The 15,176-nt window shown below is 55.7% G+C and carries 14 protein-coding genes; 10 read left to right on the top strand and 4 right to left on the bottom strand.

Annotation, left to right across the window (positions count from 1 at the left end; genetic code table 11):
* Positions 1 to 5 precede the first annotated feature (5 nt).
* A complete protein-coding gene (locus tag HB393_RS00720) occupies positions 6 to 224 on the bottom strand; it encodes a hypothetical protein (RefSeq protein ID WP_213803230.1) in 219 nt (72 codons plus the stop codon).
* Positions 225 to 312: 88 nt separating this feature from the next.
* On the opposite strand from HB393_RS00720, the gene HB393_RS00715 reads away from it, so the two are divergent.
* The 5 genes from HB393_RS00715 to HB393_RS00700 all read left to right on the top strand — a co-directional run bounded on the left by HB393_RS00715 (position 313) and on the right by HB393_RS00700 (position 6,207).
* Positions 313 to 534: a helix-turn-helix domain-containing protein gene (locus HB393_RS00715; RefSeq protein ID WP_213803229.1), complete on the top strand. Its 222-nt coding sequence runs from the start codon at positions 313 to 315 to the stop codon at positions 532 to 534.
* A gap of 185 nt (positions 535 to 719) precedes the next feature.
* On the top strand, positions 720 to 1,493 hold the full coding sequence (locus HB393_RS00710; protein ID WP_213803228.1) for a hypothetical protein: 774 nt from the start codon (positions 720 to 722) through the stop codon (positions 1,491 to 1,493).
* Positions 1,494 to 2,981 (top strand): DNA polymerase Y family protein, encoded by a 1,488-nt coding sequence (locus HB393_RS00705; RefSeq protein WP_213803227.1) that lies wholly within the window; start codon positions 1,494 to 1,496, stop codon positions 2,979 to 2,981.
* Positions 2,974 to 3,411 carry a PHP domain-containing protein gene (locus HB393_RS25590; protein ID WP_345944957.1) on the top strand — a complete coding sequence of 146 codons (438 nt, stop codon included), beginning with the start codon at positions 2,974 to 2,976 and terminating at the stop codon, positions 3,409 to 3,411. Before HB393_RS00705 ends, HB393_RS25590 begins: the two co-directional genes overlap by 8 nt.
* Positions 3,412 to 3,429: 18 nt before the next feature.
* On the top strand, positions 3,430 to 6,207 hold the full coding sequence (locus HB393_RS00700) for an error-prone DNA polymerase (protein WP_345944956.1): 2,778 nt from the start codon (positions 3,430 to 3,432) through the stop codon (positions 6,205 to 6,207).
* Positions 6,208 to 6,322: 115 nt separating this feature from the next.
* On the opposite strand, the gene HB393_RS00695 is transcribed toward HB393_RS00700, so the two are convergent.
* Positions 6,323 to 7,276: a hypothetical protein gene (locus tag HB393_RS00695; protein ID WP_213803226.1), complete on the bottom strand. Its 954-nt coding sequence runs from the start codon at positions 7,274 to 7,276 to the stop codon at positions 6,323 to 6,325.
* 207 nt (positions 7,277 to 7,483) lie between these two features.
* Here HB393_RS00695 and HB393_RS00690 point away from each other — a divergent pair, with 207 nt between their 5' ends.
* From HB393_RS00690 to HB393_RS00680, 3 genes are read left to right on the top strand one after another with little or no spacing between them, the layout of a single operon-like run.
* The gene (locus tag HB393_RS00690) at positions 7,484 to 8,905 is read left to right on the top strand and encodes a toll/interleukin-1 receptor domain-containing protein (RefSeq protein ID WP_213803225.1); all 1,422 of its coding nucleotides are present in this window, start codon (positions 7,484 to 7,486) and stop codon (positions 8,903 to 8,905) included.
* Between the two features lie 31 nt (positions 8,906 to 8,936).
* A complete protein-coding gene (locus HB393_RS00685; RefSeq protein ID WP_213803224.1) occupies positions 8,937 to 10,409 on the top strand; it encodes a hypothetical protein in 1,473 nt (490 codons plus the stop codon).
* Between the two features lie 36 nt (positions 10,410 to 10,445).
* On the top strand, positions 10,446 to 11,252 hold the full coding sequence (locus HB393_RS00680) for an RES family NAD+ phosphorylase (protein WP_213803223.1): 807 nt from the start codon (positions 10,446 to 10,448) through the stop codon (positions 11,250 to 11,252).
* 12 nt (positions 11,253 to 11,264) lie between these two features.
* Here the strand turns inward: HB393_RS00680 and HB393_RS00675 are convergent, their stop codons facing one another.
* On the bottom strand, positions 11,265 to 11,507 hold the full coding sequence (locus HB393_RS00675) for a hypothetical protein (RefSeq protein WP_213803222.1): 243 nt from the start codon (positions 11,505 to 11,507) through the stop codon (positions 11,265 to 11,267).
* 24 nt (positions 11,508 to 11,531) lie between these two features.
* Here HB393_RS00675 and HB393_RS00670 point away from each other — a divergent pair, with 24 nt between their 5' ends.
* Both HB393_RS00670 and HB393_RS00665 read left to right on the top strand, forming a co-directional pair.
* Entirely contained in the window at positions 11,532 to 13,085 is a 1,554-nt protein-coding gene (locus tag HB393_RS00670) for a hypothetical protein (protein ID WP_213803221.1), read from the top strand.
* Positions 13,086 to 13,391: 306 nt separating this feature from the next.
* Complete coding sequence (locus HB393_RS00665; RefSeq protein ID WP_213803220.1) at positions 13,392 to 14,087, top strand: hypothetical protein; 696 nt, start codon at positions 13,392 to 13,394, stop codon at positions 14,085 to 14,087.
* Between the two features lie 43 nt (positions 14,088 to 14,130).
* On the opposite strand, the gene HB393_RS00660 is transcribed toward HB393_RS00665, so the two are convergent.
* Complete coding sequence (locus HB393_RS00660; RefSeq protein WP_213803219.1) at positions 14,131 to 15,099, bottom strand: DUF2971 domain-containing protein; 969 nt, start codon at positions 15,097 to 15,099, stop codon at positions 14,131 to 14,133.
* Positions 15,100 to 15,176: the final 77 nt, after the last annotated feature.

Below are 15,176 nucleotides of genomic sequence, written 5' to 3'. Positions count from 1 at the left end.
ATCCGTTAGAGATGCTGGACGGGAACTTCGTCCTGGCTCAGTACGATGGGTTCCCCGCCTTCGTCCCGCGTCAACATGTATTCCAACGTGTGCTTTGTAGCGAGGCTGACCGTAAAATTCGTGCCGTCCTCAAAGTCGATAGAGACTTCTGGACACTCCGGTCCACCCCCGTAAAGGTGGATCGAACGGACCACGCGACCTGCAACGTCCTTGCACTCGAACATGACAACACTCTAGTGGGCTCGACTGAAACGGAGAATATCACACTCATCGTGTGTAGACTCATAGTGGTCTATCCCCAAGCATTAGGGAGTGCCCAAAGCTTCAATTAAGTCCCTCTTTGGAATAGCCTTACGCGCTCTACGCGAGGAGCGCGGCTATTCGCAGGAGGAATTGGCGGAACGGGCCGGTTTACATCGCAACTACGTGGGCAGCGTCGAGCGCGGCGAACGAAACGTTGCTTTGGAAAACATTGTGAAGCTGGCCGGGGCGCTTTCGATCCGCTCTAAAGACCTGTTCGATTCACTCCCATAAATCTGGTGCCAGTTTCCGGCAGCATAGTGGCCGGCCAAGTCCCGATCAGTGAACGTCTGCATACCCGTCGCAGTTAATTATTATTAGCCTTACATTCAACAACTTAGAGGATAATGCCCTCTTTATAGGGCAATACGGGTTGACGGGGTGATAACCCGATAGGCGAAGATAAAGCGAATACGCTTATGCCCTCCGCCACCGCAATCCGAGTCCAGATTGAGTCTACGTTGGCCCAACGTGTGCCCGCCGCGCTCACGCTCAAGATCAAACAGGCCCCGGAGGTCTTTGCGAGCGGCATGGCGGAGGTGGACGCCATGCTTGGGGGCGGTATCCCGCGTGGAACCATAACCGAGGTCAGCGGCCCGTCCTCCACGGGCAAGACATCGTTTGCCCTTTGCACCCTCGCTTCAATCACCCAGCTTGGCAATGCGTGCGCCTGGGTGGATGTGAGCGATGCCCTGTCGCCGGAGACAGCAGCGGCTTCCGGTGTGGAATTGCGACGGCTGCTCTGGCTTCGCATGTCTGCGGAACGCCGAACGAAGCTGACAGATAAGCCATGGTCCCGGCTGGAGCAAGCACTGAAGGCGACCGATCTCCTCTTGCAGACGGGAGGCTTTGCAGCAGTCGTGCTTGATATGAGCGATGTGTTGCCGCAACACACGCAACGCATCCCGCTGGGGACGTGGTATCGCTTTCGGCTTGCGGCGGAACATGCACGCACCGCGCTGGTCTTCCTCACGCAATCCCCCTGCGCCAGCAGTTGCGCGACGTTGTCGGTTCGTTGTGAACCGGCTGCGGTTGTGCCATTCAGTAGCCAGGGCGAGACTCCGTTGTTCGAGCAACAGCAGTACCAGTTCGCGCGAGAACGCAATCGCAACGAAGGCTCGCCGTTCCAGCAACGCAAGCCGGTACAGCGCGCGAGCTGGTCGGCGGAGACGCTTTGGTCGAGGGTGCGGTAAATGTACGCCGTTCTCCATCCATCGAACTTCTTCGCACAGGCCGCGGCGCGTCAGCGCCCGGACTTGCGGAAAAGACCGTTTGTCGTGCTGGATGGAGAGCCGCCAACTGAGATGGTTTTCGCGGCCAACCATGCGGCACGTTCTCAAGGTGTCGAGATCGGCATGACTCGGCTACAGGCCGAAACATTCCCGGAAGTCGTCGCGCTCCGTCGTGTTATCGAGCATGAGCATACGGCCCATGCCACCGTTCACCAGGTCGCGTGCATGTTCTCACCCCGTATCGAGTCGGTGGAAGAGCGGCCCGGCACCTATGCGCTCGACATTCGCGGTATGGATCTCCTGTACGGCGATGTTGCGGAGCTTGCGAACAAATTGCGACGGAGTGTGATGACGGCGGGCTTTCTTGCGAACATTGCCGTCGCGGAGAACTTCCACGCTGCGATATCGCTTGCATGTGGCAGGACTGGCGTCTCCATTGTGCCGTCCGGCTGCGAGGCGCACGCGATCGGTCAGCTCCCGGTCACGGCGCTCCACCTTGCACCGGAGCATGAAGCGACTTTTGCGGCCTGGGGTATTCGCACCTGTGCGGAGCTGGCCGCGCTGGCAGAGACAGATTTGATTGCGCGGCTCGGTCAAGCGGGAAAGAAACTGCATTCTCTCGCGTGCGGTACATGGCCGCACTTGATGTTCCCGATTGAACCGAGCTTCGAGGCCGGTCTGGTAGAGCGAATGGAACTGGACTTTCCGGTAGAGGAGTTGGAACGTCTGCTGTTTCTGCTCTCCCGCATGACGACGGAGTTACTGGAGCGTGTTCGCGGGAAGGCACGGGCCATCGCCGCGCTCCGGGTCGTGTTGCGTCTCGACGGCGGCGCACAGCATGAGCGCACCGTTCGCCCTGCGTTGCCGTTGCAGGATACGGCGACCCTGCTCAAGCTCCTCCAGCTCGATCTGGAGACGCATCCTCCGAGCGCAGGGATTGTGGGTTTAGAACTTCACGCGCAGTCAGCCGCCCCGTATCGAGCGCAGCATGGCCTCTTTCTGCCGCAAGCGCCGGAGCCGGGACAGCTCGAAGTGATGCTCGCGCGAATGCGGAAGCTCCTGGGAGAGCAACGGGTCGGCTCGCCGGAACTGACCGACGACCATCGACCGAACGCCTTTCGCATGGTCCCGTTTGAGCCGCCGCCACCACGTCGGAACGAGAGGCAGTCACTCTCGACGCCTCTCGCTCTGCGCGTCTCGCGTCCACCGCACATGGTCGGCGTTTCACTTGCGAACCATGCACCTGTGCGGGTCTTCTGGGATGGAGCGGCCTATGTTGTCCGGGATGCTGCAGGTCCGGTCCGCGTGAGTGGACAGTGGTGGTCGGAGGCCAACTGGTGCCGCGAAGAGTGGGATGTCCGGTTGGAGAACGGGACTGTGGAACGGCTCTGTCGCATCGCCTTCGATCCACGCTCCCGCTGCTGGTATTTGCAGGGGACGTATGACTGACTACGTGGAGCTACATGCGCGGTCGGCTTTCAGCTTCCTCGAAGGCGCCACTATGCCGGAGTTCCTGATGCAGCAAGCGGCGCATCTGGAGATGCCTGCGATGGCGCTGCTCGACCGCAACGGTCTTTATGGAGCAGCGCGCTTTCATATGGAGGGAACACGGTGCGGGGTGCGAGCGCACATCGGCGCGGAGGTTGCTGTCAGTGACCTGGGCCAACGCCTTCAACCTGCCCCGTATCTACCCCATCAGCTTCCTGCTGAGCCTGTGCGTTTGCCGCTGTTGGCAGAGTCACGCCTTGGCTACCAGAATCTTTCGCGACTGCTTACGCAGTTCAAGCTACGCGAGGCAACGAAGGCCGAAGGCGCGGCGGTAGCTGCGGACGTGGAAGAGTACGGCAACGGTCTGGTCTGCCTGACGGGTGGCATCTAAGGCCCGCTGGCTGCGGCATTGGCTCGCGGCGGTTACGACGCCGCACACCAGGCCGTAGAGAAGTTGGTACAACTCTTCGGTTCCGGCAATGTTTACGTCGAATTGCAGCGCCACTTTGACCGCGAAGAGGAGCATCGCAACCGTGCAGCGATTCGTATTGCGCGTTCGCTTAACCTGCCGCTCCTGGCGACGGGCGGTGTCAGTTATGGCACTCCGTATGAGCGTGAAGTCCTGGACATCTTCACTTGCATCCGCCACCGCAAAAGTCTCGATACGGCTGGGCGGCTCCTGAACCGCAATGCAGAGCGGCACTTGCATACAGCAGTCGAGATGCACCGGCTTTTCTACGACTATCCTGAGGCTGTTGCCAACACCCGCGAACTGTCGGACCGTCTGCAATTTCAGATGACGGGCCTCGGATACGAATTTCCGGCGTATCCCGTGCCTGATGGAGAGACGATGGATTCCTTTCTCCGCAAGCGCGTGGATGAAGGTATGCGTCGCCGCTATCTTCCTAAGAATGATCCGGCACTTTACGAGAAAGCCAAGCGGCAAGCAGAACGCGAGCTGCGACTCATCGAAAAGCTGGGGTTGGCTGGGTATTTTCTTATCGTGTGGGACGTTGTCTGCTTCTGCAAGGACAACGGCATTTTGATTCAAGGGCGTGGCTCGGCTGCGAATAGTGTTGTCTGCTACGCGCTCGAAATCACTATCGTCGATTCGGTTGGACTGGACCTGCTCTTTGAGCGATTTCTTTCAGAAGAGCGCGGCGAATGGCCGGACATCGATCTCGACCTGCCCAGCGATACTGATCGCGAACGCGCGATTCAGTACGTGTATCAGCGTTACGGCGAGTTGGGCGCCGCCATGACGGCGAACGTCATCACCTTCCGCAGCCGGTCCGCTTCGCGAGAGGTGGGTAAAGCACTCGGCTTCGACCAGGAAACGGCGGCGAAACTCGCCGGTCTCATGAGCGCGTGGGAATGGAAGGCTCCGAGCGATACGCTCGAAAACAGCTTCAAGGCCGCCGGCCTTGATTTGAAGCACCGGCGAATCGTTCACTACCTTCAGAAATGCGGTGATGTATTGCGTCTGCCCCGCAACCTCGGTCAGCATTCCGGAGGCATGGTCATCTGCCAGGGGCATCTCGATTCGGTGGTGCCGATTGAACGCGCTACGATGCCTGGCCGGACGGTAGTGCAATGGGACAAAGACGATTGCTCCGACATGGGCATCATCAAGGTGGATCTTCTCGGCCTTGGGATGCTTGCCGTACTCAAGGATGCCGCTTACCTTGTCCCGCAGTATTACGGCGAACAACTCGACTACGCGCAGCTTCCGCAGGATGACGCGGTGTACGAGAGTATTCAGCAGGCCGATACCGTTGGCCTGTTTCAGATTGAGAGCCGGGCCCAGATGTCTGCACTGCCCCGCACTAAGCCAAAGTGCTTTGCTGACCTGTCCATGCAGGTTGCCATCATCCGCCCTGGCCCGGTGACGGGAAAGTTCGTCAATCCCTACATTGCCCGCAGGCTCGGAAGAGAACCTGTGACCTATCTTCATCCATCCTTCAAGCCATTTCTGGAACGAACGCTTGGTGTGCCTCTGTTTCAGGAGCAGGTGATGAAGATTGGGATGGTCGCAGCGAACCTCACAGGCGGCGAAGCCGAGGAACTGCGGAAGGCGATGGGCGGCAAACGCTCGGAATCCATCATCGCTGGATTGAAGACACGGCTGCACGAAGGTATGACCGTAAACGGATTTAGTGCAGCAGCACAGGAGGAGGTGATGCGTGTACTCGCGACCGTGAAGGAGTTTATGTTCCCAGAATCCCACGCGCACAGCTTCGCCTCGATCGCGTATTCGAGTGCCTACACGCGCCATCATTACCCTGCGGCGTATACCTGTGCCCTCTTTAACAATCAGCCGATGGGGTTCTACTCGCCAGCCACGATAGCGAATGATGCAAAGCGGCATGGCGTCAAGATCGTGCCGATTGACGTACAGCGGTCTGATTGGTTCTGCACGCTTGAAGAGCGAAGCGAGCAGGATCGCGTCAGATATGCCGGTCGTTATGCCGTCCGCATGGGGATGAAGTATGTGAAGGGCTTGCGGCAGAGAGTAGCGGACGCCATTACCGACGCTCGCTTAATGGATGGGCCGTTCTCCTCGGAGTACGATCTTCGACGCAGGGTTCCGTCGATCAAAAAGGCGGAGCTAACGCTTTTGGCGAAAGCTGGAACGTTCAACTGGACTGGAGAGAAGCATCACCGACGCACCGCTTTATGGAACGCGGAGCGTGCTGGGCAATCCGCTGGGCCCCTATTCGAGCATATCCGAGACGAACACGAACTGGAGGCCGCCGCTCCGCTGCGGCCCATGACAACTGAAGAGCGGTTAGTTGCTGATTTTGACAGTACAGGGGTAACGCTTGGCCCGCACCCAATGGCATATCACCGGGCAGAGATGAATGCGGCTGGCGTACTGCCGGCCGCAAGCCTGCGTGGGATGCTGGATGGAACCTATACCCGAATCGCAGGAGCGGTGATTGCTCGGCAACGTCCGGGTACAGCCGAGGGCTTCATCTTCCTTAGCCTCGAAGATGAAACGGGCATCTCGAACGCCATCATCAATCCGCAACTGTACGAGCGGAACCGCATCACCGTGACGCGCGGAAAGTTTCTCCGCGTCGATGGCACGCTCCAAAATCAAGACGGTGTTATCAACGTCAGAGCGTCAGCCGTGCATGTACTGGCGCTTAGCGATGTAGAGATGCGGTCGCATGACTTCCATTGAGGTTGCTAACTTAAACGGGGGATACAGCTGCGCATTTCCCACGCCATTATTTGCGGGGATGGTCGGTGGAAGACGCCATGCGGCTACAGCCACAAAGCAGGCTCGTTCTCACAATTCATAGTGTGACTAGATCGGCGATCTCTGCGAGATTTCCAAGTGAAATGTCTACGTGACGGAGTTCGCTAACAGGACTCATCGGGAACCAGACGAAACGATACTCGGCTTGATAGGAATATCCGAAGTGTTTTGCCATTGGCAGGAAGATTTGCGCATGTTTCGGCAAAAGCGGATCCACATATTCCACCGGTCCGCATTGATACGTAGCCTGCCCAAGAGCCTTCGAGGCTGCGTTGCGGAGGCGTTCTTCAAATTGCTGTCGGTCCCGAATCAGAACACAGGCGTCAGCCTCGAAGTCAGCGAAAAGACGAGGCTCAACAGATCCGGTGACGCAGTACATCCAATAGTCACCTGGAGATTGGAACACAACATCCACACGCTGCTCGGGGATCACTACAGGAACATCTCGTGGGTTAATCACGAGCTTTCTGATGTCGTCGCCAGATAGGGCGAACGAAAGCGGCAGCCTTCGCTCATCGTCACGGACTGCGCCATTCAGATCTTTTTGCACGAAGTAGCTTGCAGGTTGGATACGCAGGGCTCCTCCGAAGAAGAGCCTCTCCATATAGGATCGTTTCCCATACTTGATAAGAAACGAATTTGCAGCGAGGGCTTTATCCTTGAAGACACTCGCAGCCTTGCGAGCAAGATCAGATGCGAAGTTTGGAAATGGTTCCTGATGAAAGATGTTCCGGGTAAAACCAGCGGGATATGGCCCATAGCGGAGTTGCATCTCTTCTAAGACATGGATGAACTTCTCCATCCAAAGCAAGCTTTGCCCGCTGATCGGCGGTAAGCCAATTTTGGCGTCATTGGTGAGGATCAGTTGATTGAGGAAGATGTCTCGGATGCGCCGATCAAGTTCCGACTGGGACAGATGACGCGCATAGCGTTTGCCATCGTATTGTCGCCGAGCTTGAATGTGTCGCGGTTGGAGGTTCTGGGTATCCATCGACGTGACCCATGATAACCTATTAGGCGAATGCATGGCGAACATGGTGTAATAGCATAGATGCCTTTTCGGCGTCTGGTCGTATCGCTGGACCGCCAAGTCGAGGTAGTGCCACGTAACCAGCAGGAGACGTGGCCTTGAGAGCACTTATTCGGTAGCCGGATATCAACAGAGAATACATTAGCCTTTATTTATGAGGTATTTCTGATGGAGAACGGCGCATCGACGGGCACGCGGCGGCGAATGTTGTTCTTGAGCCACGCGACGCCAGAAGACAATGGTTTCGCTCGTTGGCTAGCGCTCCAGTTGGCGAATGAAGGCTACCCGGTCTGGTGCGATATCACGAAATTGCTTGGGGGTGAAGACTTCTGGAAAGACATCCAAGAAGCGATCCGCGAAGACTCGATTCGCTTCCTCTTCGTTCTTTCTCGGCACTCCAATACGAAAGACGGGACATTGCAGGAACTTGCCTGCGCCAAGGGCATAGCTTCCAAGCTAAAAAGTCAGATTCGAGACTTTATCATTGCGCTTAAGGTAGACGACTTGCCTTACTCGGACGTTGACATTGAGATACAACGTCTCAACCACGTTTCTTTCAATTCATCATGGGCTACTGGCTTACATCAACTATTGAAGAAGCTGGAGGAAGATGGCGTCCCAAAGAATCCAAACTTCAATCCCCAAGCCGTTTCAACCTGGTGGCGGTCTCAGGCTGAATTCAGTGCCGAACATGGTGTCACTGACGAGCAGGAGACGGAGATTTCGAACTGGTATCGCATTGCTTCTCTGCCCGAAACCCTTTGGTGCCACAATATTTCCCGCCGGACTTCTGGCAAGTTGGACTTCGATGTCTCCGGCTTACCCTGGCCGGCCGTCAAAGCGACGGACCTGAGCTTCGTCACGTTCGCACCCGCAGAGGAAGTCGCCGATTTTCTGGATAGAAGTATTTTCATCCAGTCTTCGATCAAACTTGTTGCGGCTGACACCGCTCAAAGGAGTCACCCTCTGTCTCGTGCGCTGGTAAGTCTGTTGCGCCAAGGTTGGGATAAAGCAGTCGAGGGCCACGGGTTTTCGGTGCAAAGGATGGCCCCACAGCCCAGCAGGTATTACCAGCAAAAAGGCGCAAACGAACGGATCTTTTTCGAGGGAGTGAACGGCAAGCGCACATACCGCGATGTGGTCGGATACGCAACCAAACGTGGCGTGCTTCGTTACTGGCACTACGCGATTAGCGGAAAGCCAGAGATGTTGCCCTACCCGCACATCGTCGTTCGCGGCCACGTCTTGTTCTCCGACTCAGGGACGGCATTATGGACGGATGCCGAGAAGTCGGCGAAAGCCCGACGGAACCAGTGCAAGGGATGGTGGAATGACGAGTGGCGAGACCGCATGCTCGCGGCCATGTCGTTGCTGAGGTCGGAGGCAGGTTCGATCGCCCTGCCCATGTCTGTCAATGAGAGTGTTTTGCTGGAAGCACAGCCCGATACCTTCGAGTCTCCAGTGTCATACGACGGTGAAAAAACCGTGGACGAAGAGCTGGATGACTACTACGAGGGTGACGACGACGAGGAAGAGGACGAGGAAACGGAGGGTATGGATCTTGAAGAACCGACTGCTGCGAATTCCTGAGCCCTTACTTCTATTTCGGCACGGCCAAGGGATGGAAGACCCGAGAGATGGTCTCACTCTGTTTGGCCCGCTCGATTCAGCCGCTCCGCTTGGATTGCGCGCTGGTGTGGTCGGGACCGCGACAGGAATCTCTCTTTTCGAACGGTGGGTCGATGCGATCCGGCACCCGATCAAGACGAAGAAGTCCATGCCTTCTCGACCGCCATTCGCTGGTTTCGAGAGTGTATTCCGCATTCCCTGGGAATCGAAGGCGCTTCAGACGGCTGTGATCGAACCTGAGCACTTGCGTCAGGTGCTCTATCAGGACGATCGTCATCAGCGGGTCTATCAAACCGTTGAGTTATTCGTTCAGGCAATCCTCCGCGTTCATCGAGAGGAGGAGGCCAAACCCGACATCTGGTTCGTGGTCATCCCGGACGAAGTAAAGAAGTATTGCCGTCCACTAGCTGTCGTGGAAGCCAACCTGCGCCATGAGGCCCGCCGAGAGTTCGCATCGAGCCTGAAAGACAATACGCGGATCGCGCGGAAGCTGCAGACCAGCCCGTCATTGTTCGCGGAGCAGAATCAGGCAGCGGAGCCATACTCCTATAAAGAGCATTTTCGGAACCAACTGAAGGCAAGGTTGCTGACTGACAAGATCGCGACACAGGTTATCCGTGAGAGCACGATTGCCAGCGTCGGGCCGCAAGGGCCAACGGCGCGTGAACAAGGCAGCGAGCTGATGCAGTCTCAGATCGCCTGGAATGTGAGTACTACAGCCTTCTATAAGCTCGGCGGGAGACCGTGGAAGGTTCAAGGCATTCGTGAGGGCGTCGCGTACCTAGGCCTTGTCTTCAAACGTAATTTGAGCTCGGGAACGGCAAATGCCGCAGCCTGTGGCGCACAGATGTTTCTGGACTCCGGTGACGGGCTTGTTTTCAAGGGTGCGGACGGACATTGGTTCAACAATGAGACGTCCGAATTTCATCTCAGCCGCGCTGCCGCAAAAGACTTGGTCGCAAAAGCAATCAAGAGTTATGCAGCGAAGCACAACGATCAGCCCCCCAAGGAACTCTTTATTCACGGCCAGACGCGGTTCAATAGTGACGAGTGGAAGGGATTCCAAGATGCGGTCTCATCCGAAACGAACGTTGTCGGCGTAAGAATTCAGGACGAAGGCTCATTTAAGCTCTACACCCCAAAGGACACGCCGGTTCTTCGTGGGATGGCCTACATCGTCGATGAAACGCATGCCTACTTATGGACGAAGGGGTGGACTCCGCGTCTTCGCACTTACCCAGGCATGGAGGTTCCTAAACCGGTAAACATAGAGATCTGTAGAGGAAGTGCTGACATCGAGGTTGTGCTAGCCGATGTGCTGGCATTGACGAAACTTAACTACAACACTTGCCGGTTCGGTGACGGCAGACCAATCACGCTGAAATTTGCGGATGCGATTGGCGAGGTGCTTGTAACCCGGCCTGTTGCCGATCTTCCTCCTCTGCCTTTTATGTACTACATCTAGCCAGATCCGACTCTGGTGGCGACGAGAGAATTAGAGATGCCATTCAAGACTGCCGAAGCGTTCCGACATTTTGTGACTAGCGTGAAGCATGATCGCCGCTACATTTACAGTACCGAGGTGACTTCATTCCTAGATGCTGTGGAGGAAACAGCGCAGTCGCGCATCAAAACGATTCCGAAGGATATCCACCTCTGGCGCGCACAACTCGGGGCCACAGTGCGCATACAGGACGAGGGGCAACCCGAAGAGATGGAGGTAGACGTTCCCTGGATGGATGCTCGAATGAAGCCCATTCCTGCACTTGTCGGAGATGGAAGAGCCAACCCACGAGGAGTCGCGTATCTGTACCTCGCCGATACCGCGAAGACGGCCGCATCGGAGCTGCGCCCGTGGCTGGGGGCGCTCATATCCATCTCACAGTTCCACGTGAACCGTGAACTCCGGATCGTAGACTGTACCTCGGACAAAAAGCTATGGATGAAGGGATTCGATCCGATTGAAGGTCACCTCATTCCGTGGGCGCCTGAAGACTATGAGGCCGTCGTCTGGGGAGAAATCGGGGAGGCTATGTCCCGGCCGTATAGCCCTGAAGAAAGTAGTCTGAACTACGTGCCAACGCAAATCATCGCCGAACGTCTTCGTCATGGAGGCGTAGACGGGATGGCATATAACAGTCTGCTGTCTAAGGGCGGACACAACTTCGTCCTTTTCGATATCCGGGATGCAGATCCGGTGAATTACACGTTGCACGAAGCTGAGAGAGTGGATTACACCATCGCTCAATGTGACAACACATACTTCAATCGACGAAAACCTCCTGTAGACCCTATCGAAAACCCGTAGACACGAGAGACCTTAGCCAAGCTTGAGCTGGGCTTCAATGAAGTTCCTGATCTCGGTTCTGTAGTTCTCGTTCTCTTTGAGGGTTCTTGTCTGCGCCTGGTTCCAGACGCCCGTGTCACGGTGTTCCATCCACTGGGCTGCACTAGCAGATGCACGACGTACCCGGCTGTCGTAATCAAACTGGCGCAGGCAGAGCGGTATATTGGTCCGATATGGATCAACGATCATGATTCGCAGCTTCGGGTTGAGCAACATCGCCTTCGAAAGGCGGAAGTTGATATGGACAAGGGCGAAAACATATTGACCGCATCCGCAGGAGAACAGACGCTCGTAGAGCGCATAGTTCTCCAAGAGCAGCAGATTGCAGATGCACTCGCTCCGTACGAGCCACACTCAGCCACCTACTCGTGGTTCGATACGCTACGCGCGATTGAAGAGTGCATCAATTTGATGACCGTTGATTGGAACGATGAAGACTTCGAGCGCGACCTTATCTCGCTTCCACTCACTCAGTCACAGCAGATTCCGAGCCGTCTTGTCCAGGTGCTACAGGGAGTTAAGGCGAGGTTCGGCGAGCAATTCTGCAATCGCTTCAGCAATCTTCTGATCCAGGGGATGTCGATAGCAATAGCGTTCGCCAGCCATGGGTTCATGAATGTAGCAGCAGGTTTCCAAACAGTTGGCACGATGATGGGTTATTTCCAATCGCGAAGGCGTCATTTCGTGGGTCTGTTGCATATGCTTCCGAATGCCTGTCGAGGGAAGCAAATCGTCGAGCCTCTCGATACTCTCAACATCTTTCTGCCGATCATCGAACTAAGCGCGATTCAAATGATGGGCGCACAGAATGCGCTCATCGTAAAGGTGTCCAGAGCCAAGCTCAGGCTTCCCGAGTGTGAGTCGAGTGAGATTGCTATGCTCGATAGCCTTTTTCTCGAACCGGAGCGAGCACGGATTATCGACGTACCGATAACAACAGCGGGTGCTGAAATGCTCAAATCGAGGGAGCCGTTGAGTCCCGACCGGCTGTTTTCCGCTGCCGAACTTCGCAACGACATCCTCGCCATTGAAGCAGCCTACGCAGAGTTCAATCTTGCGGGCACAAATTTTGCACTCGCCGCTGCTCTGGTTCGTCGGTTGTCGAGGAACTTTATCGACCGTGATTTCTGGATTGCAATAAGCCCCGCCGATCTTGATGCCCTCTCGAATGAGCTGGGTCTATTGGGGGCCTTGCGGGCTGCCTTCGTGAACACTTCAACCGGCTACATGGCCTGCTTGTCAACCTATGCTCCTCTAGTTCTCATCGACGGTGTTTACCGATCTACAGTCACACTACTGAGTCGCTTTCTCTACTACTGGCGCGCCCGATCTCTTGACCGGCTCAAACTTTTTCAAATCCGGGCGGGATTCATTTTCGAGCAGGCAGTAGCGAACGAACTCATACGACAGGGATTTATCGTGCAGGATATTACGCGCATCAATCGGCGCGAGTTCGACGTGGTCACCGTTCGCAATGATGTGATCTGGAACTTTCAATGCAAAAATAACTTTGTTGACCTTGCGTGCGTTGACGTTGACGCTCGTCGGTTTGCTCGCTACAACTCGATGTTAGTGCGGTCCTATGAACGAGCGTTAACCAAAGAGCAAAATCGCGAACAGCTGTTGAAATCGAGACTCTCCCTCGATGTCGTGCAACACCTACTCGTATCGCGTTTCCCCGTCATTTGCGACAATCCGCGAATTGTTCCGTTTAGCCGCATCGCCGGCATCGCTAATTTAGCTACTTCTCTCCTGACTATCAAGCGCAAGAGCGGGACATGGTCTCCATCCTGACTCCCGCCAAGATCTGCCACTTCATTCAGCTTCCATACGTGGACGGCTCTGCCTGCTGGTTCCAAATCTCAGAGGCAGCAGATATTAGCCACGGTTTTACAGGTAAACCTTCTGCGGGTCCGAGAATCGACGAATCTTTAGGCTGAATACCTGTCCATCGCGGCACTAAAGAGTCGCATAACAGTCTCGGAACGGACCCGCTTGGATGAGTTGTGAAAGACGCTATGCGGCTGGCGACAGGGAGGAGACCTGCCCCGTCATCGAAATGGTTTCGATGTTTTCGTATTGTCGCTATGCTGAAGAGCTATGGACGAACAACAGACAGGACGCAGCGCGATCTTGGCGCGAAGGATCTACCAACTCAGAAAACATATTGAGCTGTGCAACTCGCTGCCCCTGGCAGGAGCCTCCCCGGAGCTCGATGAGAACACGCTGGAGCTAGAACGAATGCTGGCAGAACTAGTACGAGAACAGACGCACAAGAGGGTGGTTTTACTCGGAACGGAGCACTCGTGCCAGTTTGCCGGCAACATCGGCAATGCCGATCTGCGTATACGCCTTGATTTCCTGAAGGAGCAATTCCAGGGCACGATGCTGATGGAGGAATGGAGCGAAAATAGCGGCCCATCGTTCGTGTCGACACTGGGCATGACCTATGAGAATGTGGGCACCGGACCGGAACGGCAATATCGGACCTACCCAAGCTCCATTCAATATCCAGGCTACGACGGGACGCTCGATTTCGATGCGTCCCATCCCTCAATGGGAGAGTACGGACCGTTGGATCACCAGGAAAACCGGGTGCGCGCGATGGTCGAGCATGTCTGCACGGCGATGGCGAGACATCATGTGGGTATTCTGTTGATCGGACTCGCTCATCTCCACTCAATGTCGCAAAAACTGCTCGCCGCGAATTTCACCGTGAGTGCGTTTCAGTGGCTTCCGAGTCCGTCGCAAGAGAAACCGGGCGAGGACACGGCACCGAGGATAACCTCAGTTTGAGTTGCGAGGGTTGAAGAGGGGGCACGAGGCGGCCAGCGCCGTTCTAGGAAACCAGCTTGGATTTCAGGCGAAAGGAATCATCGGCGAGTTGCATCTGATGGATCTCGATGTTTCTCTTTCTGCTGATCGTGAGGAGCAATTCTCTATGTTCTTCGTTAATGCGCGAACCCAGATACAGGCGCTTCGGTTTAGGCACTCGCCAGGGCGATGATTCCTTGAGCAGACTTGCGGGAATGACAAGCCGCCATTCTTTCTCATAGCCCCACTCGGGCGATTTATAGAGTGAGGCGAGCGCGGAAAACAGCATGTTGAACCCTTGGCGATCTCGTAGAGCTGCGAGATAGTAGCTGGTGGCGTCGAAAAGTTTCTCGGAATAGATCACCGGATACATCATCCGCACAAACAGATTGTCCGGGGCAAGCGAGTGAATGTCATATTCGACACAGAAGCCGCGGTGCTGGTCGGCATAGTGCGACCACATGATGATGGACTCTGCGGTGGCACTGAACGAGCAGACTTTAAGTGAAGCTTTGTGACTTCCTGGAAGGGATTCTTTCACTGCTTCTTTCCACACCTGCACCTGCGCCTCGAATGATGCAATGAACGGCGGCCAGAACTCCGGTGGCACTTCATCCTGCCCGAGCAGTGCCTCCTGAAGGGCTACGGCAGGGTTTGTCCCTGTCAAGAGTTTCTGAAGCCTATCGGCATCCAAATCTGTGCCGAGACCCTGTGAAATCAGTTCTTGAACTCCAGCCTCAAAGATGGTCGATGTCAGCGTCTCGGTCGTGATCGAAATGCTGCTGTCGTATGGATCGTTGTAATCGGTTGGAGAACACACCCAGACGAGATCATTCTCCAAGTTGCGAAGCGACCGCTCGTTGATCTCTCGGTATTTGAATACGCTGTAAGGACGGTGTTCATATTTGATCGCCAGCGCTTCCTCCACACGGACATCCTTCGCCTCCTCGGACTGCATGCAGGCGACCATTCGTTGTTGCCACTTCTCTATCATCTCGGCTCAGTCTTCTCGTATGTGGAATAGTCTAGGCAGCGCGGCCTGTCCTTCAAGTTTCCGGAGAAGAGTTTGAC

Origin of the sequence: Granulicella sp. dw_53 (assembly GCF_018449545.1) — a bacterium.
In the GTDB taxonomy this organism is placed as follows: Bacteria; Acidobacteriota; Terriglobia; order Terriglobales; family Acidobacteriaceae; genus Edaphobacter.
Note: the sequence above shows the minus strand (reverse complement) of the source record. Positions and strands in the feature narration are given on the sequence as shown.